Below are 20676 nucleotides of genomic sequence, written 5' to 3' on the forward strand. Positions count from 1 at the left end.
TTCAAACGGATGCTCAAACCATCCGTTTTTTGTGGGGTTAATGGTAAAATATCTGCCCTCTATATCGGGCGGTAATAATAGTTAAAACCATTTTACGGGTTTGTCAACCCGAAAAATGGTCTTAATGGGTATTTTTTTGGCACGTTTAGAAACAGAACCTAAAACACCATTGGCAAAACGCCTACGTGAAATAAGACGAATCCTCGGAAACGAAGAACGTGGTGCTTTTGCCAAATCTCTTAATTTGGCAAAAAATACGCTTGCAAATTATGAGCTTGGCATAAATGAGCCACCAGCATCTATCGCAATTGCCTATCATAAAATTTATGGCGTAGACTTTCATTGGCTTCTCACTGGAGAAGGCGAAATGTTTACAGACATGGTAAAAGCGAAATCAGCTGGTTTTAAACCACAAACTATCCCTGCTGGTCTCATGAAAAAGCTTGGTCGCATAGCTTACACAACCTATCGTGATGCAAATATAAAACTCCCCCCTGAAGATATAGCGGAATTAGCGGCAGAGCTTTGTATAAAGTTGCAAGAGCTTGTTCAAGACATCAACGACATGGAAGAAGTCGAAGCAACTTTCTCTCTTCTTAAAATTCATTTAAAGCGTCAAATAGAGGCTGAAAAAGAACACTCCAAAGCTGCACAAAATACGGCTTAATGCCTCTCTAAAATGAAAAATGAAAGTGGAAATCTTTTTACATTAAAAAATTTATATAAATTATTGATAAAAAATGCTTTTTACTCAATTTTTAGAGATTTCCACTTATATATGGAAATCTTTTTTGCTTTTTTGGTTATTTTTGGCTGATTTTGGAGTCAATTGAACTTTTGGAGTGATTTTTTTCACAGGGTCTTCAAAGGCGGTTTTCTGGGCTTTCACAGACTTTTCAAAATTTTTCACAGGGTTTTCAAAGACCTTTCAAAGCCTTCTCTCATTTTTACCCCTAAATTCTAATTTTCACTCTTTTTAGCTCTTTTTTACAATTTTAGGTGTCAAAATCTATTTTGACAAAACGCGCATTTAATGGTAAAAATTGTACATAAAAACAACAAATTACCACGTATTCCTACCTAATCCCACCTCTTCCCACTTAGTATAAAAACTACTGTCAAACTACAATGATGCTTTTTCGACAAGAATAGGCTTCTTTTTTTAAGAGAGAAGCCATAGCTTTATCTAAACCATAAAGCTCTATGATCTTTTCCTCCAGTCCTACCGGAACAGACTTTTTGCCAATTTCTACAGATGATAAAAATCCTACAGATATATCTAATTTTTTAGCCATATCTAAAAGGCGTTCGGAGTGATCAATGCGAAGTTTACGTAAAATTTTACCAAAGGGTGTTGGCATCTGAAATCCTATTAAAAAAGAAACTCTCACGTGATTCTAGCAGAAATTCTTAGGTTTTGGTTAGCTCCTTTTAAAAATTAACTTCCTACCCTCCTTAATACACAAGGTTGTATGGCATGACGGATAAATCTCTTGACATAAGCTTGCAATGTAGTACATTGTAGTACGGTTAAATAGGAGATTTAGTAATGGGAAAAATTCAAGCCCGCATACCTGATGAAGTTCAAGAAATTGCAAGTGCAGTTATTAAGTCTACGGGTTTAACTGTATCGGATGCAGTGCGCATGTTTATGACCCGCATTGCTAGAGATAGAGCATTACCGCTTGATCTATTCCAGCCAAATCTGGAAACATTACAAGCTATCGAGGATGCCGAAATGGGACGCGTCGAACGTACATCATTAGACGGCTTAAGAACCATGATACGCGCAGATAGAACCGAATCGCGTAAATCTGAAAAGCAAACCTAAGCTTGCTATGCGGGAAATTGTCTATACTCGGTCGTTTCGGCGTGATCTCAAACGTGAAAGCAAAGGTAAATATGCTAATGCACTAGAGCAGGATTTGCTGCTTGTGGTCAAAGCGTTAGCGGAGAATGAACCGCTAAAGGCGCATTGGAGAGATCATGCACTAACAGGTCGGTGGCGCAATTGTCGTGATTGTCACATAAAGCCCGATTTAGTTTTGATCTATCGAAAGCCAGATGCCAAAACACTAGAGCTTTTACGACTTGGTTCCCATTCTGAACTGCGTTTATAATTGGATCTTCAATTCATAGTAAAAAGAATTTTACGCATTTTTTTCTTTTATGACAGTTGTTCAGCTCTTTGAAAACCACTGCTTTAAATGTGCAATGACATTATCTAGCGCATCCATAAGACGGGCAAAATCGAGGATAAGTAAAAAAAGAAAAAATGCTATCCACTTCATGAGACGCGACATCATTTTCACACTTTGGTAGGTCAGTATCATTTCCTGAAGCATTTCTTTTTCTACTTCTGTAAGCTCTGTGTGTTTTGTCGTTTTTTTTCTAACCATGTTTCCACCCACACAAGCGTTGACCCTGCTTGTTATGCTTTAAGATCTCTCTTGCTAGGTTTGGGGTAATGACAATAAGATCTTGTTTTTCCAAATAAATAGGTAACCAACCAACACAAGAAGAAGCATATTTATTTGTTGCGCAACCAGTCAGAGAGAGCAGCACGCACATCAGCATCACTTTTTTTGTTAATTTCATTTTCTACCTCAAGCCGTGTTATTGCTACTTTTAAAGCTTTTTCTGTTTGCTTTTGTTGCTCTGCTTTTTTCCCAAGAGTAAAAGCTCTTGCTAAGGCTATAAAAAAAGCGGCTAAAGCCGCGCCTGTTATCATCAGATTTCTTTTCATCCATAAGATCATAGGCGGTGCTCCTGAAAGCGTTTAGCAACAAAGAAAATGCCCGTACATGCCGCTAAAATCATAACAGCGGCTAATGCCCATTGAATGGGTCCATTGCCCGCTAAAAATCCACCAAGACCTGAGAACGAACCAATAATGGGTGCCAATGCTTCTGCTTTAAGAAACCCTGTTGGTTGGTTCATTTCTACTGTTTGATAATTAGAAGAAACATAAGCCCCTTTCGCCCACAGCCCTGCCTCTGCTACACGCCGGTGTACAAGACCTTGTAAACGTTTGCCTCCCGCTTTAGTCCATTTTTGTAATTCGAAGGGAACGGCTTCATAATCCCCCCGATTAAGCCTTTTAAGCAATGTAGAGTTTTGGAAAGCTGCAATACCCACATTATAACAAAAGGAAACAAGAGCGCCAAACTGTTCATCGCTTAAATTCACACAAACTGCTTTTTCTACCGCCCTCTCATATTGCTGCAAATCTGCTAAAAGCATGGTTTCGGCTTTTTTTTCCGTAATCACCATACCCTCAACAACTGTTGGTTGACCGGCTTTTTTCGTATGACCATAACCAATCGTCCATATGCCAGAAGCATCTTGATAAGCCTGCAAGCGCAAACCTTCCCACTTTTTTAAACAGTATAAACAGTCTTTACTTATTTTCCGTGCCATTGTTCAATTCACCTTATAAATATACCTTTATGAGTACTGCTCCGTCACCGCCGTCGCCGCCAATTTTGTCGCCTCCGTGTTTCCCATCAAAATATCCGCCGCCGCCACCACCACATTCTTTACCACCTCTACCACCGTTACCACCTTTGTAACTCTCACCACCCTGCCCCATGATAGAACCCTTGCATTGACCACCACCTCCACCGCCGCCGCCAAGAAAAGAACTTCCACCGGTACCAGCTCTCTTGCCGTCACTTCCACTTCCTCCACCATTCCCACCAGAAAAAATAAAACTCTCCCCACTGCTGCCCCCTCTGTTTCCTCCTCCATCACCGCCTTTCCCTCCAAAGTTAACGAGAGCCATGGAGACGGAATATCCTCCTTCTGCTGTAACAAGACCTTTGATCATTGTTCTGCCACCATTGCACAAAATGTTACTGTCGTTGCCTTTACCACCACGACCAATGTAAGCTGTTTTTAATTTATCTAAATCAGAACCTTTCATTTTAACATGCACGCATTGACCGCCGCCGCCACCGCCATCCTTAACGCCACCACCTCCACCACCCCAAGCCCATACTTCGATATCGGTGTCAGAAGTAATACCAGCAGGCAGTGGAATATCTCCACTTTCCGTCATCAGAATTTCAACAGGTTTGCTTACCCCGCCACCATTGTTGCCACCGCCGCTGCTATGGCTACTATTTGCTTTGATTGAAGCCATCAGTTTGGCTGGTGAGATAAGGGCATCCACTGTTTTTGTGCCATCAATCCAGTCTTGTTTTGCAAGAGGTTGAATGAGATCAACTTTTTTCTGTACACTATCCGCTGTTTCTTGTGCGACACTTGCTACAGCTTGTGCCCTATCTCCTGTTTTTTGCGCAGCTTCAGCGGTATTTTTCGCATCTACAGCGTGAACTTTTGCATCCTTTGCTGTACTTAATGCAACATTGGCAATATCCTTTGCCTCACTGGCTGCATAAAGCCCTTGTTGTGCACTTTCCTGTGCGTGCTGTGCCACATCTTCAATTTTATCAATTTTTGCAACCTGTGCACGTTCTTGAGGGGTTAAAATAAGATGCGTGTTCCCCTCTTTCATATTCTCCATATCAAAGGCATTTTTTGCTATTTTATCTGGATCATAGATCAATCTTGACATACCAACAGACTTTGAGTCTACAAAATAACGAATGGTATTTTTGAGATCTACTGGAGATATGGGATAATAAGCACCTTCATCTCCCCTCCGCCATTTTTCCATCGTTGGCTGCGTAGGACTCAACCATCGTAGCTTTGATCTTTCCTCTGTGGTTAAGATCTTTTTGTTAGGACCCTCGTGCATATTTTCCATAGAAAATGCATTTGACCCCACATTGTCCGGGTCATATGTAGCAGCCTTCATATCGCCAATCCCTAAAGGCGATATTTTTACCCAGCCAGCGCCTGATAAAATAGCATTCTCATGCGCTTCACCACTTGCTTCAATATCGTGGATTGTGACCTTATCTTTGTAAGCAAGAGCTCCAATATCTCTCTTTGCAACAGCATCATCAGCCTTTTTCCCTTGAGCAGCAGTTGCAAAATATTCTACCTCATAAGCTGCTGCACTCCCCACTGAAACAGGTGCAAGAGCCTTACTATCTAAAACACCTTCTTTGACTTCTTCTTTTGTTGCTGGTTCAAGCTTAAATATATGCGTATGATAGGGTAATGGCATCGCGGTTCATTCCTTAGTAAGTCTGTTTTTGAGATTTTTGGGGATGAGAGACTGTAATTCATCAATAAGTTTTTGCATGGTCTCTATGCGTTGATCTGTCGCTTTTTGATACTCTGCCAAAGCGCTTAAAAGATCATGATGTATGTCGCTTTTGACGAGATCAAGCACCTTATTCAATGGTGCATGAACCATTCGATTGCTTGCATAAAAAAGGACGCGGATTTGCTCCGCGTCCGCAATATCATCAATAGCAGACGGATTATTGATCATCTGAAAACCTTATGATTTTATGGCATAAACAACCGTAGCGTTAACAGGGCGTGTTTCTGCCTCGCCCGTTGAAGAAAGTGTTACCTTGTGCGTGTGCACTCCAGCAGGTTGTGTATCTTTTGTATAATATGAATTACCAAAAGCAGGATTTCTGCCACCTATTTGACCAAATCTTGTAATCATAGAATAATCATGCTTATGCGTATGTTGACCTGCCTCTTCAATGGTACAAGCATGTGTGTGCGATTTAAGGCAATCTTGCTGTATATCAGCAAATTTTCTACTTCTGTCTAAACCGCGACCATCATCAAAGCCGCGCAAAAACACTCCTCTAAAATCTGGAACTTTAAAGGTTGTATCGCTGTCTTTTCCCCATTTATCCCCTATCGCCTTGAATAATTGCGGATAATCCTTGCGTTCATAAGTAGCGCCATCACATAAAAGCCAACCGTTTGGCACTTCTTGCATAGCAAAGGTCGCAATAAACCCACAAGGAAAGGTTTCGACCTTTGGTGCTGGAATGGGGGTAGGGTTTAAAAGATACCAGCCCTCAAGACTTTTTGTTGATGCGCCATCATTATAGATTATTTCATAAATGCCACCCATTTGTAACTCACCACCTGTCAATGGTACTATCCCCGTGCTGGTAGCTTTATAGAGTGGCTTTGCTCCCATACTATTCATATTTATTGTTGTCGTGCCAATATTCATACCACGCGCCTTAAAACGGATAATGATATCGTTTTTATATTTTGCTATTGGCGACACCGTCGTCAACGTAATTGATGTAGTTTGTTCCTTTGCATTCACAATAAACTTTGAGTCAAGAGAACCACCATTATCGGCAAGATATTCACGTATACGCTGCATCATGACCCGCGCACTATCATTGACAGAACTAGGCGGCTGCCCTTCTGCCCAATTAATCATACTATCTGAATTGGCATTTTGATCAGCTGTGAGTGACCAGTCATAAATATCAGACATGATAAGCCCCCGTTCTTCTTAATAACTCTTCGCGCAATTGCTCTTCTTTTTGCCGCCCATAGGAACCAACATATTGCCGCCTAGAGGGATCAATGAGAGCTGTTAAATCTGTCGGGCGCCCAGTCGATTGTGAGAAACCCGCCATGACGGGTTGCTGTAACATTTGTTGCTGTACCATCTGTGCCTGCTGTTTTTGTCTTTCTCCATTCTCTCTCATTAAATGAAGCAAGCCGGAAAAGCCCTTTTTAAGAGCACCTGCATCAATACCTTGTGCTTGCAATGGTGTGGTTTCCATAACCTGTCCTGTTAAATTATCTCCGCTTTCAGGTGCCATCATTCTGTTTGGGAATGGCGTATCATATGCCATTAATTGGTTGCCCCCTTGATCACCTTGCCCCTCTTGATTACCTTGCCCCTCTTGATTACCTTGAAGTGTCTTTTGAAGCCTCTCAAACCCACGCAAAGGACCCACCTCGTTTGGTGCTGCTTGTCCATTGCTTTGGTTTTGCTGTATCGTTCTCTTCAAAGCATCTCCCGTTTTATTGTAAAGCCCATAAATATGATTCATAAAATCCCCTGCTGTAGCTTCCATGTTGCCACCGTTGAGTGTGACTGCTTGGCTCCCTAAAAGCTGACTTGCTGGAATATGTGGATTTTTGATAAGCTTTACTGCCCCTGCTGGTCCTTGTTGGTGTGCGAGGTAAAGCTCTGCCTCTGATGGCTCTCTGCCTAATGCTGTTGCTAAATAACGCGTATTATCCTTCGTTAACCGTGCCATAGCATCGGTTGCTTGAAAGGGATCGAACTTGTTATTGAGTTGATAGTGTTTTGCTGTTGAATCTAAAAATTGATACAGCCCCCCTGCACTGCTGTTCTTATTTCTTGCATTTGGATTACCATTACTTTCTATCATAGCAACACGTTCAAGAAAGCTTTCTGGTAAACCATATTTTTGTGCTGCCTGTGAGATAGCACGCTTCACATTAGGATGAAAATTGATCATTAGTTTATAACCGTTCTATCAACACTGCTATTCAAAATAATGCCAACAAAATTAATGAATTTCGTATAATTTTCTCGTGTTATTAAGCGTTTCTTTTCTGCTTCATGAAACTTCTTAATTAATTCAACGGCTTTTTCTCTTGCTAACCCAAAATCTCCTTTTTCCCGCGCTGTTATAAGCGCTGCAATATCTCTCTCAGTATCTTTATGGACGCTTGAGAATTTGCGTCCAAATTCTCTTGCGAAATTTTTTACAACTGCCTTGATGAAAGCAATCTTTCCTATACCCATAGTCTGTTGTGCCCCCCTCTCTTCCACTTCACCCATATGGTTTGGCAATCGTGCAAAAAGCTTTGTTCTTTCCACTTCTGGTCGCAACACTTTCATAAGTTGCTTGGCTTTGTCCTCACCAAAACTCTGCCGTAATTTTTCTTGACCATTTTTTGTGTCAAACAAACTCAAAAGACTGTGTTCAAAATTCTGTGCATTGCCTGCTGCATCCTCTATTTGTGACCGCATCCCTTTTTGAAAAGCCTCTTTTTCCATCAACCCAAAACCCGAAAGTTGACTGTTGATTGTATCGAGATTAACGCTCTTCTTCAGCGCTTGTTTTCCCTGCTCTAAGGCATCACCGATAGTACGCTCGTCATAATAAATTTTCCGTGCTTTAGCATAATCTGGAGAGGACGTATCCAAAACGTCCAGAATGCGTTGTTTGAAATCAGTCAAATCTCGAGCATATCCCCATTTTCCTTTGATACGTGCAGATTTAATTTGATCATCCAAAACCTCTTTCATCTTATGTAAAATTCGCATATTCAGTTTTGGATATCCATTGCTCCCTATAACTGTTGCATCCGCTTCATTTTGCATTTGCGCAATTGCTTTTTTATAGGCTTTTTGGAAGGCAGGAGTTTCTTGCAACCGCGATAAATCTTTACTGACAGCATTAGAAATAGGAGAAGCTTTCGCCCTCTCATAAAATGGTTCAGCCTTTTTCTGCGCTTGTTTAATAATCTCTTGCTTTAAATTAAGCGTATCTACTTTTGGACCCATCACATCTGTCAACGCATCCTTTACCCGCAGTGCACTCGCACCTTGCCTTTCGTTCAAACGATTACTTATGAGCGAATATGTATCATGGTCTTTTTTTGCTGCCTCAAAAGCTCTTGTAGCAAGCCCATCGTGAAGATCAATAATCATTGAATCAGGACCACGCTGTTTTAATGCCCTTTCAAGTTTATCAACACCTTCATCCCCTAAAGCTTGGCTTACATCCCTAAGCGCTCTATCGCTTACCTGAAATGCTTCTTTTTCTGGCATTAGCGCTGCTTTTGCTGCCATTTCAGCTGGGCTTATAGGTCCTCTCAATGCTGCTTTAAGTGATTTTGTCACAAAAGGCGTCACTTTTGATACACCACTGGCCACAAATGGTGTTGCAACGCCTAACCCTGCACCAAACCCAGCAGACACTAGAGTATCTGCAAGCCCTTCCCCCTCACCACTACCTGCTATTCCGCCATAAATGGCTCCAGTTTTTGCTGCACGCCCCAAGCTAAATTTTGCCGCCTCTTTGCTTGCTACTGCTTTCATTGCTGCTTCACCTGCAGCTTTTGCCGCTGCCCGTTCCGCACCCTCTGCTAAAGCAGATTGCACCGCCCTTTCTCCTGCTGCTAAAGCTTTACTGGTTATTTGTGCTCCTGCAACACCAGCTCTACCTCCCAGCACAACATCAGCCCCAATTGCCGCACGAGCGGCAGCAGTCGCCCCTGCCGCGGGTGGAAAGAGGGCAGAAGCAATTACGGGTGCCGCAGCACCCGCTAAATTCCCAGCAAGAGATAGATAAAACTGATCTCGGTTCGCCGCTCTTTGATAGTCACGCCATCGCTTTGTTACTTCATTATATTTTTTAACTGTTTCTTCATCTCCCATCCAATAATTAATAGGTCCCAGAGGTCCCGAAGCGAATACTCCAGCTATTTCATCATCATACCCCATGGTTAAGCCGTGAAGAGCACCCCATCCAAAAGCACCCGCTGCACTTGGATGTGGACCATCTTCTTCTGTTGCACCACTATTTCCTGTAACAGAACCTCTTAGCTTTTCCTTATTCTTCGCGAAAAGTTCTTGAAGCTGTTCTGGTGTATAGTCACTTATATGCCCAATGACTCTTGTGTTTTTACGATTAATAAGAGGAGGAATTACTTCAGCCATTGGTTTGTTTCTCCTTAATGCGCCCGTCACTATCAACGAACAGCATGCCTTCCGGCAATGCTTCTATCTGTTTTTCTAGTGGATCATTTGACTGTGCATGATTTCCCTTATTCCCTTTATAAGCATCTTCCCCATAGGCGGCTCGAACGAGCTCGCTTGTTGCTTCTGCACCACCAAAAAGAATTGCGCGCGTTGCTGCATTGGATTTATTGAAAGTGTCAATAACTGTTTTTAACGACTTCTTCATTTGCTCTGCAGAAAGATCTTGATACAGCGCCGCTACAGAGTTTTGCAATGCTTGCAATTCCATATTAGACAAGTTCCCAAAGCCAGATGCGCCATTTGGTGAAAATGCTTTTGCTTTTCTCAAGGCATCAAGTCCGATACTTGCCTTCAATGAATCAAGCATATGCCCGAAATCTTTTGCCTTAGAATTAGGAAGGAACGACATTATAGGACCAGTGAAACCAACAACATGCGGATGTTCCTCAACAATCTTTAGCAATTCTTTAGATGCTGAGAGTATACGATTTGACCTGTCTGCTGTTTCCAGAATTCGCATTTGCGTTTGTTGGTTTTTACGTTCCTCCTCCTTCTGTTCTTGAATTAATTTATGTTCTGAACCACTGCCTGCAATTGGCACCGCACGTATGCCACCAAGTGCATTTTCATCCTTAACATACATATAACCTGATTCAGGCTTTGACAGCATGCCATCGGTATTCCCCCCTAATCCAGAAGCAGTGGAACGCTGTCCTCCTTGGACAGGTATAATTTTCCCTGTGCTTGTTGAGACTTGGAAAACCATATCCTCAGGCAATCCCTGCTCTGCCTTTTCTTCCGCTGTCAATGTCCTATAGCCTTCTTGCGGGCTTAACGTGTTGCCTATAACTTTCATGGCAAGATCTGGATATTGTGTGAGTGCTTGCGCATCTTCATCACTATATCCTTTAGAGCGTAAAAATTGCAAAGTTTGTCTATGTTGTGCGCGTTCCTTGTTGCCCTGTCGCATAAGGATAGATGCATTTGAAAAACTTTCTTGTGGTGTCTTTCCTAATGCAAGCCCCGCAAAAAAATCCATTAAATGCTCGGAAAATTCTGATTTTCTAAAACGCTCCCATAAGCTACTTGGATTTTCTCCTGTCTGAACAAAGTTATCAAGTGACTTGATATAATCTGTTTTTTGTTCAAGATCACCACTTGCTTTTAAATGCTCCTCTTCTGGTAAGTGTGCATTCAAATGTTTTTCTTCTCCTATAGGTGCCTCAAAAAGCTTTTCCTCATTATTTCCAGAATCGTTTTTCAAAGAGTTTTCCGCTATAGATTTCTCATTAAGTTGAGCAATATAATCCATCACATTTTTTTGCTGTCGCCCAGCTTCATCCTCACTAGACTGATCAATGTTCCCAACAAGTGGAGATTGAGGGATCATTGATGCAACACCTCCCTGCTCTGAGAAGTCATGCTTTTGTTGCTCTGGCGCCTCTTGTATCTTAACAGTATCCTTTGAAACATCTGGCAATGGGGGCATTTGGCGCTTTAAATCATCCGTAGACATAATCAATTCTGCTGGCGTCTTTTTCCCAACTTCTCCTCCTCCTGTTTGAGAACCGCGAATAAGCTCTGCAGGACTCAATTTTTGTGGAGTATTATCCCCATTATTCGCATCAAAAGGGTTTGTGCTAAAAGCAGCGCGTTCTAAAAAACTTGGCTTGTATCGTCCTTCCAACGGCGTGCTTGGAGGCGTCGAAAGCTGTTTGAACAAATGCCCTGGCAATTGAGGCATGACCTGATACATCAAGGGACGCAAAAATTTTGGATCAAACAACTTTAAAAGAGAATTTGTGTTTTCTTGTTCCATCACTGCACCCTTTCCATCTCAAAGCCAAGCTTGCTATAATCCACATGCAAAAAACCTGTCGCCTTATGCAAGAAAACAGCTTCAGGCTTTGACTTCAAAACATCCTGCGCCATCACCCCGCGATAGCGCTCTGGGTGCCCCTTGTAATTATACTCATAGAGTTTGTGTCCATCTCGCTGCCCCACTTGCACGATATTTTCTTTCGCTCTGATGTCGCTAAGCCCAGCAAAAGTACCAAGGATAGTTCCAACATTTCCAACAATCTCCCATGGATTAGGTTTTGGCTGTGGAGTCAATGTTGTCCTTTGTCCTGTTTGCGTTCCATAATTTCCAGCAACAGCCCCACCAGCTGTAAGCAACTTACTTAACTGGTCCCAATCAAGATTGTTCTGCTGTTCCCATTTTTGCCGCTCTTCATCTAATTGCCGTTGATGATTGGCATCAAGCACACTCCCTCCCGTCAACGCATTGAGATTTGCCTGACCTTGACCTTGAAAGAAGTTATTGGCACCCGCCAACTGATTTTGGTTTGCTTGGTCAATGAGACCATTGGCATTCATCATGTTGTTGACATCTTGGTTATATTGTTGTGATAAAGCTTGTGTTGCTATGCCCCCCAATTCATCAGCCAAAACGCCGGTATGTGCACCAGAACCATAACGCCCCGCCCCAGAAAATGAACTGTTAATCGTGTCTGTTGCTTTATTTAATGTGTTTTGAAGTGCTTCATTAAAATAAGGGTTATTGCCTATTTGCTGCCCTGAAGCCATGTTCTTTAAGTTTTGGCTTGTTGAATTTTGCCCTGTGGCTATTCCATTTAAAGTGTTGTTATCATAGTTATGCGTATTATTGCTAAGCCCATTAATCGCATTCTTTGTTTGATCACTTAAACCCGCAACTCGCTGCCCATCATAAACGGCTTTTCCGCTGCCTTGATTATAAAAAGTCATGGCATCTTGAGCTGCGTGTTCAAAAATACCTTTTGCCCATTCAGGAGGGGCATTTGTTTGCGTCGTATTTTGGGTATTCTGAATTGGTTTAGAACTTTTTCCCATGTTAAAGCTGCTTTCTATATTCTAAAAGGTTAACGAGATATCCATGTGATTTAAGAGATTTTTCCCACCCTCGCCTGCCTATGATGACAAGCTCTTTTGCCCCTTTTTCCTTGTAATAGGTTTCAATCTGAGTGATAAGCTTTGTTAAGGGCGCTCCTCCCTTTCCACCAAGGGTGACAATAACCGCCCTTAATGCTCCAGTGACGAGTTCTTGTAACTGTGTTGTGACATGCGCCATAAAATTTTCATGCGCATCAACGATAATCCAAAGAACTTTTTCTCCCTTCAAAATATCGTTTAAAATAGTCTCTGTATTATAATCATCAGGGAATTTTTGATTAAAATAAGCTATCGATTTTATGACATTGTCAAAATAGGGCGCCATTTGTTCAGCGCTCCATTTTTCTGTATTATAGATCTTAAAATTCATCTTATGCCCGCGGGTTTGAGCGTTACATCAAAGCCTGTTATATGTGTCCATGGCGTGCCTTCTGGTATTCTCAGACGCAAAGCGTGATAACGCGCCCGTGAGCGGATATTATACATCCCAATATTATAGCCGGCATAACGCTCTTTAGCCCAATTTAATTGGTTCTTGTTATCAATGATAAAAGCCGCCCCAACACTTAAAAAACCTTTTGTTGTATCCGCTTGAACAAAAGCCTCACTCATCAGGTTGATTTGCCTGCCCGTATCCCCCACAATTTGTGAAGCAATAACTGCTTCCATCGGAGGACCTGCAAAAAAACCAAATGTGTTGTCTGGCGTAAAGGCTCCTAAAACAGGCGCACCATTTTGCCACATTTTACTATCAAGAGAAGCTGGTAAATCTTTCAAGCTCTCTTGTACTTCGTCTAAGCCTTCTAATGTATAACCGGCTGCAAAAAGGGGAAATAAGAGAAGGTTTTGCCCCTTAATGACACTCCATATTTGTAAGAGCCAATCATAAACATAAATATGCATCCCTTCGGTGTTATCATTGATAGAAAAATAAACACGAGAATAGACCGGATCAATACATGCCCTCATCTCATCAATGGCAAAGTTATTGTAAAGTGTGAAGATAGTTTTATCGACTTTTCCAAAGCCAATAGGAAGCATTTCACCAGCACTGTTGATTTGATAAAAACCATCATCAGATGCAAAGAAAGTACAGTCTCCACGGCTTGCAATTGCCATACTGCTTTTAGCCCCTATTTTGTCTTTTATTTTTGCAAAACTGAAGATAATTTTAGAGCCTGGTACAAAGGTTGCGTGATAAATGGCGGAACGCATAAAAATAAGTGGATTTGTTGATTCCGTAGACCCTTGAACATATTCTCCATCAGGAAAATCTTGATAATCGCAACTTTTCTCCCCAACCGTCCAATGTGTTGCATCATTGAGACCTGACCACTGAACACGGTTTGGCTTATCTGTTAGTTGCATCAAGCAAACAAAATCACCCCACACACGCACAAGTCCAGCACGCGGCGGATTACCACTCAAATCACAAAACTTTTCATCTGTTTTCAACGAAAGCATTTGTGGTGGGTCATTGCTATTAACAGCAATGATATGGTCACCAAAGGAGGCAAAAGACCAAAGCGCGGTCTCATTGGCGTGATATTGTGTGTGAGGTTTGCTAATGTCTTTCCAGCCGCGCGTGCTGTTGTCATATTCATAAAGCTTTGTTGGTGCACCCACAATGATGCGCACACCACCCAATGAGCGCACCGCATAGACCCCCAAAATCACATCCGGAAAAGGATCTGAGACCGGCGCCACAATGGGAAACGGAATATACGAATTTGGTGCAGGTAAAACGTTCACGATCTCACTGGAATAACCACTATTAATAAATGCAACATCTGGTCTATACTCAGCAATAGGGATAAAGGTCATCAGAAATCCGTGTGTTGAATTTTTAACAAATTCTTGCGCCGTGATGTTTCAATTTGAAGCGCATCGAGTTGCTCTTGAAACATGGCAAAAGCAGCCGCGGCCATCTGCGGTTCTTTAATAATATTGGTATAAATTTCATATTTTGCACGCGTTTTGATCAGTTCATAGGCTTCACGAAACCATATGGACGATTCTTGTGCACTCTCAATATCTTTTATTCTCACAGGATCAAGAATAAGCCTGATAGAATAAACGCGCTCTGGTGTTGGATACAAGACAAGCTTTTGTTCAAAATAAGCATAGCGTGTAGGCATGCCATGGTTACAATCATCCTCAAGATTCTCAATAACAAGCGGATCTACCTGCAAAAGCTTTGCTTTGCTGTGATTATCTTCATAAATATAAGCATCAACAATGCGAACAGCCCCTGTTATAGAGGGATGTGCCTCTGCGCCATAACGGCTTTTGCCCTTTAGAGTGGTAAAAACAACTTCGCGGCTTTCATTGAAATAAAAAGGCAATCGTTCACAAAAGCGAATAGCCGAAAATATCGCCCTTTGTACTTGATCAACATACTCATCTGTTTGATCATCTATTTCATCCTGAATATCACTTAACATCTGGATAAAATTTTTATCCCAAGGAGCAATGGTCTGTTTGTCTCCAATCGGACCACCTGTCTGTACTATTATTGTCATATCACCCTCTTCCAAATGTCTTGGGGCATCTTGTGTGGAAGGGGGACGCAAGCAATAAACGCCCCCTTGCCTTTAACGATTGGTGTAAAACTCAACAATCACCTCAGCATCACCTTTGGTGCTTTTCTTGTCTCGTGTCATGTAAATCGCATTTTCAGCTTCTAATGGAACATCTCGTTCCTCCATAGGGAGGTACAGATTGCCATCGGTAGATTGCCGAAGCCATACACCTCCATAATCATTACCATGAGGCTCTTTTCCAAATGTAGCTTTTACATCTTCAAAATCCTCCATAGTATAAGCTGTAATGCTTTTGATAAAAGCCCCTCGGGGTAGAACGCCAATTTTTGTTATCAACCCTTGGTCTGTATATTTAACACGCGCTCGTAAATAACTAACCTGCTGCGTAGAGTTGTTACGTCCCTGCAAAACAGGTGGCAATCCCTCATCTGTCATCTCAACAGTCTCAACAGTCTCAACAGTTTCAACTGTTTCAACAGGTTCCTGTGTAATTAGCGATTTTTCTGCCATAATTGTCATCCTTTAATAATTAGCTTGCTTCGGCAAAAGAAGGGATAACAATCGTGCCAAAGTCTTGTCCCCCTTGATCAGAATGCGGCAAGGTGTAGCGTGACTTTTTCATGCCGATAATGGTTTTAGCTGCAACCCCAAATTCACGTTGATAATCAAACAATTCTTCAACAAGTTTATAGCGTGTTCCCCCTTTCCCATCACCTCCTGTTGCTCCATTGCCAACGCGCCCATAAGCCATGATAACACTTTGCGCACCAAGCAACACAGCACGGCGAACAGATGTTACAGGCTCTTGTGTCTTTGAATTGATACCATTGGGGACATGTTCAGCTTCACGCAAAATGACACCGTTATACATCCCCAAAGAACCATTAAAAATTGGGTTCTTAGCTCCAGAGCCATCATAAGCTGCCTTGGTAATGTCTAACCATTGCCCGCTCTTTGTATTGGTACGCAATTGAGTTACCTGTGTTGGGTGGAGATACATCACATATGCCGATTTTCCATCAACACGAACCGGACGCAAACGTGGATTAGCAAGTTTTGCGCGTTCAACAGCCCGATCTATAAGATCTAATGTAAAAACATCGTCTTTTGTAAGTTCTTCATCAGTCTTTTTCTTATTGGCACGAATAATACGCAATTTGCTTGGCTCTAATGGAGCATTAAAACCATAATGTACGGGTTTAAGGGTTATGGTGCGTCCTTCGAAGTGAATCCATGGTGCTGTATAACCTGCTGCCTGAATGAAGAACATCAAACTTAAGCGATCTGCATACCAATCAACAAGCCCATCCTTTGCTTCTGTTCGTAAATTAAATAAAACACGTTGTTGATCAATGGTGCCTTCATATTTTACGCGTACAGCATGAGAAAGCTCGTTAATACGCACCGTTTCATTCATAAATTGGAGTGCTTCTTCATTGCCTTCCAGCGTTTGTCCTTCGCTAACGCCATCCCCCATAAGTTGGACTCTTAATCCGCTCGTCACAGAGTCACCAGCGGATTTTCCTAGCATATCCAATACTTGAATAATGCTGTTTTTGCCTTTTCCCATCAGCGGTGCAATGGGCAACGCTTTTGAAGTTTCTGTGTTTAGCATCTTAGCCCAAACGCCAACGGCTAATGGGTCATTAAGATTTACCTGTGTTACTGCCATTTCAATCAATGCCTTTCTTGGTTTTTAAAACTTGCCTTGCGGCTCCCCCAAACGATAACAATCACTTGGTTCTCTCTGTTGCGTCACCACGCACATCTCACGCTCTGCTCATAATTTGTTCAAATTTTTCGGGATTTTTCTCAACCCATACAGCAAATTCGGCTTCTGGCATGGAAAAAAGCGTTTTCACATCCATACCGCCGGTTGGAACTTGTCCGCCGCGCGCTGTAAGCGTCCGCGCTGCTTGAGAGCGCTCTTGAAGAACTCCTACTTCGTCCTTAACTGGCGCTCCACTATAGCCAAAAGCTTTCGCTTTTTGCACCAGCACCTCAATTGGATTTATACCGGCTTTCTGACACTGCTGGCATATTTGGCGCAATTCAGCACCAATTTGTTGTTGCCATGCTACAGGGTCTTTCCATTGCGGATAAAGGCTTGCTTGCGCTTGTAAGACACTGTCTGCTCTTTCATAGAGATAGTCCGTGATACTGTCTAAATCTGGATATTTATCTTGTACTTGCGCTTTGGCTTCCTCGAAATAATCCCCCAACTTTTGGCGTTCATATTCCTCTTGACTCATGCGCTCTTGGCTCTCTCTCATATGAGAAAACTCATCAAGCAATTTCTGTTGTTCTTGTACCTTATGACTAAGCCATGCAAAATGTGCTTTTGGGTCGTCTTCTAGGGAGGGAATATTTTCCTCACGGCGGCGCGCGATTTCTTCCTGCATTGCGGCATATTTTTGCGCAAGTTCAATAGCCAATTCACGCGCTTCAATGGCGCTTTGTTCTGCCTTTTGGCGTGCTTGCCGCTCTTGCTCTAGTTTATCAGATTCTATTACATCAGAATTTGGCTGCTCTTGAAGTGGTTCTACAGCTGGCTGTTCAGAACTTTCCTCTGCATCCAAAACTTCCTCAACTTGTTCAGGCTCGACCAACTCAACAGCATTATCACTGGCAAAATGTTCATCATAGATTGCTTGTTCTTCAGGCGTAAACTCTTCTTCCATATTCTGTCCCTTCAATGTGCTATTATATTTTTTGTCAAAACTCGATAGTGTTCCAACTGTGCCTGTAGGGCTTTGCGTTCTAAATCACGCTGCGCTATCTCATTTTTTGCCTGTTGCAACTCAAGCTGCATCCGCGCTTGTTCTTGTTTCAAGAAAAGTTCGATATTTTTCTGCTGCAATGCTGCTTGTTTCTGCTGTGCATCAAGTTGATAGAGTGTGCTCTTTGCCTGTGCTTCCTGCTGTAAAACAGCAATCTTTGCTTGTTGCTCTGGAGTTAATTGCGCCCCTTGGCTTTGTTGCATCATCTGCTGTTGCTGTTGTTCTTGTTGTGCCTGCTGTGCTTTTGCCGTTAAATTTGCTACCAATGTTGCCGGTAGTGGGGAAAGCTTTAAAAGATCTGGAATCATCTCCGGTGTTAAGAACCCACCAAGCAACGGCAACATCTGCGTAATTGCCGCAAAAGTTTTCTCTTTTTCATTGGGACTTGTCGGTGAATCATCAACAATAATGTCATACTCAAGCGTCGTAACAGCTTCACGCGTCAACGGCACATATTGGGCATTCTCTTGTCCAGAAATACGTACCAGACGCCCATCAGAGAGATAATTCTGAATGAGATAAAGGATAATCTTTCCCTGCCTACACCGATAAAGCTTGAGATTGTCAAACAGCCCCGCAAGCAAATTAAGCGTTGATTGCCGGCGTGTATTTTCCAGCACATTGGCTTGGTTGACCTCCCGTGTTCCGATAAACTCAGCCGATAACCCTGTTACATGCGTTATCGCTTCACGCGATTCATTAAACAGCTGGAAAAATCCATTGGGAAATTGTGCACTTGGCTTTGGTTGAATTTTCCCTCCTGTAAGCGCGCCATTTTTAACCCAAGTAATCGTATCCGTTCGCGCCCAGCTTTCCATGGCTTGGCGATCATCATCGAAAGCGCCTCGTTCTGCCATCAAACCGCCCTTAGACTGGCTATTAAGGATATACATCACTTGGCTAAAATATTTATTCGACCATTTTTGTGGGTCTTTTGCGGGGCGAACAATCCCGTAAAACTGGTTTTTAAGCTTATCCAGCGTGCCCGTGATACACTCCCAACCTAGCTGCTCATCAGGTGCTAATGGCTTATCGGGCTTTGCTAAAAGGCGCCGTCCCAAAAAAGCGCGTCTCACCACTTTTTTATTAAAACGCGCACCTTGTAACTGTGGCATGACCCTTTGAAGCTGTTCAAACTCCTGTTTGCTATAGTTGCGCATCTGACCGGTTTGAAGATCAGTCGCCTTGTAAGTGGTCTCATATTCAAACCAACGGCATTCAACCAGCGTAACATAGCGTTTCCCAGAACACTGCTCTGAGAGAGAAGTGGCATTGGAGTCATCATGATACGCATCAAGCGACACATGAGAATCCTCAGAAGCGGTTGTGCTATCGATAGCCCAATCGGCGTTAAGATCTTCAACAGCTACATCAGGAAAAAGACTTTTAGCATCCTCAACGGATTTGCGATCAACATACCACATACGCTGTGCGTCAATGAGATTTGGTCTTACAGCATTGGCATCCCAAACCATTTTTAAGGGATCTAAACGTTGAACAGCAGGTATCCCTTCGGGATCTGTATCATAATCAAGCCGCGTATCTGTCCAGCCCATACCGCAAATAACCATATCCTGAAAAGCATCGGAATCGGCATATTCCGCCTCCGCCTCATCACGAAACCATTCTGCTGCTCCAGTAAGCAATTCATTGGGTATTGCTGCTCCTACTTGCCGTGGTTGAAACTGTACTTCGCGCTTATTATTACGCTCCGCACCAACAATAGCATTTACAAGCGGTGCAATACGATTAAAGGTCATAACAGGACGGCGTTGTGTTTTCAAAACCGCAAGATCTTCTTCCGCCCATTGACGACCATTATAAAAATCAAAATCTTCACGCGCCTGTTCACGCCATTCATTGACATGCTCAATATCTTCTGCATACCAAGATTTTAGGCGCCTATAGAGTTCATATTCATCGAATTCTGTCGTTTTTTGAAAGTCTTGATCTAGAATGCCATCCATGATGCCGCTTCTCTTTCTATAGCGCGATAACGTTCTTGTTGCGGTTTAATACGTGGTGCTTCATAGACAATGCACATCAGTCCAAAGGCATCCGCCCCATGGCTCGACCAATCATGCTCTGCACCCAAACCAATGCCGCGCTTCTCATCCCATTTCTCGTGATACCAATTCAGTGCTTTGCGCCCTGCTACCGTCATCTCTTCATTGAACCAAACAGAAGGCAAAATACGCCGCACCGCCTCTATACGCATCTTAACCGCCCCTGCCCCTTGATTAGGGATCACTTGCGTTTCAAACCCCGCATCATTTAAAGCACTCTCAAAACTCACATTGTGCACACGGTCTCTCGTCGCACCATCATGGGGCAAAACCATCAACGCCTTCTCACAACCATTTTGACGCAACCAACCGATATGCTCCGATAAAGGCTGCCCCTGTGCTTCGTAATAATTAAGCACTCTGATCTCTCTACCAACAAATTGCGCTATCCATATCGCTGTTGCATCTGCCTTAGCACCCGTGCCCCCAATGTCCCAAAAAGCACGTATTTGCATCAAGGGGTCGCGCGCAACACGCCCTATCCGCCCCTCTTGCTCGGCTGCCAACATTTCCCTCTGATAGTAAGCACCTTGAACCGCTGTAAGATAAGCCCCTTCCCAGATATGCTTATAAGTCTCGGGGCGGGATCTCAAATCATCAAGCCGCGCTTCATTCAAGATCTTGGGAAACTTCGGATTGTCTGACCAGTTGATCTCAACACGCTTAATTGCCTCATTGTCTGAAAAGCGAAACCGCTTCTC

The 20676-nt window shown here is 42.8% G+C and carries 22 protein-coding genes and 2 pseudogenes; 3 read left to right on the forward strand and 21 right to left on the reverse strand.

Annotation, left to right across the window (positions count from 1 at the left end; all coding sequences use genetic code 11):
- The first annotated feature begins 136 nt into the window (after positions 1–136).
- Entirely contained in the window at positions 137–667 is a 531-nt protein-coding gene (locus tag ACFIKU_RS08110; protein WP_375657199.1) for a helix-turn-helix transcriptional regulator, read from the forward strand.
- Positions 668–772: 105 nt separating this feature from the next.
- On the opposite strand, the gene ACFIKU_RS08115 is transcribed toward ACFIKU_RS08110, so the two are convergent.
- Together ACFIKU_RS08115 and ACFIKU_RS08120 are read right to left on the reverse strand one after the other, a co-directional pair.
- Positions 773–910, reverse strand: a complete 138-nt coding sequence (locus ACFIKU_RS08115; RefSeq protein WP_375657200.1) for a hypothetical protein — start codon at positions 908–910, stop codon at positions 773–775.
- A 214-nt stretch (positions 911–1124) separates the two neighbouring features.
- Positions 1125–1361 (reverse strand): annotated as a pseudogene (locus ACFIKU_RS08120) (helix-turn-helix domain-containing protein); the annotation flags it as partial.
- Between the two features lie 188 nt (positions 1362–1549).
- Between ACFIKU_RS08120 and ACFIKU_RS08125 the strand changes: the two are divergent.
- Together ACFIKU_RS08125 and ACFIKU_RS08130 are read left to right on the forward strand one after the other, a co-directional pair.
- Complete coding sequence (locus ACFIKU_RS08125; RefSeq protein WP_375657201.1) at positions 1550–1831, forward strand: type II toxin-antitoxin system RelB/DinJ family antitoxin; 282 nt, start codon at positions 1550–1552, stop codon at positions 1829–1831.
- A gap of 7 nt (positions 1832–1838) precedes the next feature.
- On the forward strand, positions 1839–2120 hold the full coding sequence (locus ACFIKU_RS08130; protein ID WP_273723918.1) for a type II toxin-antitoxin system YafQ family toxin: 282 nt from the start codon (positions 1839–1841) through the stop codon (positions 2118–2120).
- A 60-nt stretch (positions 2121–2180) separates the two neighbouring features.
- Here the strand turns inward: ACFIKU_RS08130 and ACFIKU_RS08135 are convergent, their stop codons facing one another.
- From ACFIKU_RS08135 to ACFIKU_RS08225, 19 genes and pseudogenes are all read right to left on the reverse strand, one after another.
- Positions 2181–2399: a hypothetical protein gene (locus ACFIKU_RS08135; RefSeq protein ID WP_375657202.1), complete on the reverse strand. Its 219-nt coding sequence runs from the start codon at positions 2397–2399 to the stop codon at positions 2181–2183.
- Positions 2392–2598, reverse strand: coding sequence for a hypothetical protein (locus ACFIKU_RS08140; RefSeq protein WP_375642482.1), 207 nt, complete (start codon positions 2596–2598; stop codon positions 2392–2394). Before ACFIKU_RS08140 ends, ACFIKU_RS08135 begins: the two co-directional genes overlap by 8 nt.
- On the reverse strand, positions 2531–2758 hold the full coding sequence (locus ACFIKU_RS08145; protein ID WP_375642483.1) for a hypothetical protein: 228 nt from the start codon (positions 2756–2758) through the stop codon (positions 2531–2533). Before ACFIKU_RS08145 ends, ACFIKU_RS08140 begins: the two co-directional genes overlap by 68 nt.
- Positions 2755–3420, reverse strand: coding sequence for a lysozyme (locus ACFIKU_RS08150; protein WP_375657203.1), 666 nt, complete (start codon positions 3418–3420; stop codon positions 2755–2757). The genes ACFIKU_RS08145 and ACFIKU_RS08150 overlap by 4 nt, the downstream gene beginning before the upstream one ends.
- A gap of 13 nt (positions 3421–3433) precedes the next feature.
- The gene (locus ACFIKU_RS08155; protein ID WP_375657204.1) at positions 3434–5137 is read right to left on the reverse strand and encodes a hypothetical protein; all 1704 of its coding nucleotides are present in this window, start codon (positions 5135–5137) and stop codon (positions 3434–3436) included.
- Positions 5138–5143: 6 nt separating this feature from the next.
- Positions 5144–5407, reverse strand: coding sequence for a hypothetical protein (locus tag ACFIKU_RS08160; RefSeq protein ID WP_375657205.1), 264 nt, complete (start codon positions 5405–5407; stop codon positions 5144–5146).
- Positions 5408–5416: 9 nt separating this feature from the next.
- Positions 5417–6394, reverse strand: coding sequence for a phage tail protein (locus ACFIKU_RS08165; protein ID WP_375657206.1), 978 nt, complete (start codon positions 6392–6394; stop codon positions 5417–5419).
- Positions 6387–7397, reverse strand: coding sequence for a transglycosylase SLT domain-containing protein (locus tag ACFIKU_RS08170; RefSeq protein ID WP_375657207.1), 1011 nt, complete (start codon positions 7395–7397; stop codon positions 6387–6389). Before ACFIKU_RS08170 ends, ACFIKU_RS08165 begins: the two co-directional genes overlap by 8 nt.
- Positions 7397–9610, reverse strand: a complete 2214-nt coding sequence (locus ACFIKU_RS08175) for a hypothetical protein (RefSeq protein ID WP_375657208.1) — start codon at positions 9608–9610, stop codon at positions 7397–7399. The genes ACFIKU_RS08170 and ACFIKU_RS08175 overlap by 1 nt, the downstream gene beginning before the upstream one ends.
- Positions 9603–11471, reverse strand: a complete 1869-nt coding sequence (locus ACFIKU_RS08180; protein WP_375657209.1) for a hypothetical protein — start codon at positions 11469–11471, stop codon at positions 9603–9605. Before ACFIKU_RS08180 ends, ACFIKU_RS08175 begins: the two co-directional genes overlap by 8 nt.
- Positions 11471–12526 carry a tail fiber domain-containing protein gene (locus ACFIKU_RS08185; RefSeq protein WP_375657210.1) on the reverse strand — a complete coding sequence of 352 codons (1056 nt, stop codon included), beginning with the start codon at positions 12524–12526 and terminating at the stop codon, positions 11471–11473. The genes ACFIKU_RS08180 and ACFIKU_RS08185 overlap by 1 nt, the downstream gene beginning before the upstream one ends.
- 1 nt (position 12527) lies before the next feature.
- Positions 12528–12911, reverse strand: a complete 384-nt coding sequence (locus ACFIKU_RS08190) for a hypothetical protein (RefSeq protein WP_375657216.1) — start codon at positions 12909–12911, stop codon at positions 12528–12530.
- A gap of 41 nt (positions 12912–12952) precedes the next feature.
- Positions 12953–14410, reverse strand: coding sequence for a hypothetical protein (locus ACFIKU_RS08195; RefSeq protein WP_375657211.1), 1458 nt, complete (start codon positions 14408–14410; stop codon positions 12953–12955).
- Complete coding sequence (locus tag ACFIKU_RS08200) at positions 14410–15108, reverse strand: hypothetical protein (RefSeq protein WP_375642492.1); 699 nt, start codon at positions 15106–15108, stop codon at positions 14410–14412. The genes ACFIKU_RS08195 and ACFIKU_RS08200 overlap by 1 nt, the downstream gene beginning before the upstream one ends.
- Positions 15109–15180: 72 nt before the next feature.
- A complete protein-coding gene (locus tag ACFIKU_RS08205; RefSeq protein WP_375657212.1) occupies positions 15181–15639 on the reverse strand; it encodes a hypothetical protein in 459 nt (152 codons plus the stop codon).
- A 19-nt stretch (positions 15640–15658) separates the two neighbouring features.
- The gene (locus tag ACFIKU_RS08210) at positions 15659–16801 is read right to left on the reverse strand and encodes a N4-gp56 family major capsid protein (RefSeq protein ID WP_375657213.1); all 1143 of its coding nucleotides are present in this window, start codon (positions 16799–16801) and stop codon (positions 15659–15661) included.
- 97 nt (positions 16802–16898) lie between these two features.
- Positions 16899–17810 (reverse strand): hypothetical protein, encoded by a 912-nt coding sequence (locus tag ACFIKU_RS08215; RefSeq protein ID WP_375657214.1) that lies wholly within the window; start codon positions 17808–17810, stop codon positions 16899–16901.
- Positions 17811–17821: 11 nt separating this feature from the next.
- The gene (locus ACFIKU_RS08220) at positions 17822–19876 is read right to left on the reverse strand and encodes a portal protein (protein WP_375657215.1); all 2055 of its coding nucleotides are present in this window, start codon (positions 19874–19876) and stop codon (positions 17822–17824) included.
- Positions 19861–20676: pseudogene (locus ACFIKU_RS08225) on the reverse strand (PBSX family phage terminase large subunit); the annotation flags it as partial. The pseudogene ACFIKU_RS08225 and the gene ACFIKU_RS08220, both read right to left, overlap by 16 nt.

It is taken from the genome of Bartonella sp. CM120XJJH, assembly GCF_042194715.1.
In the GTDB taxonomy this organism is placed as follows: Bacteria; Pseudomonadota; Alphaproteobacteria; order Rhizobiales; family Rhizobiaceae; genus Bartonella.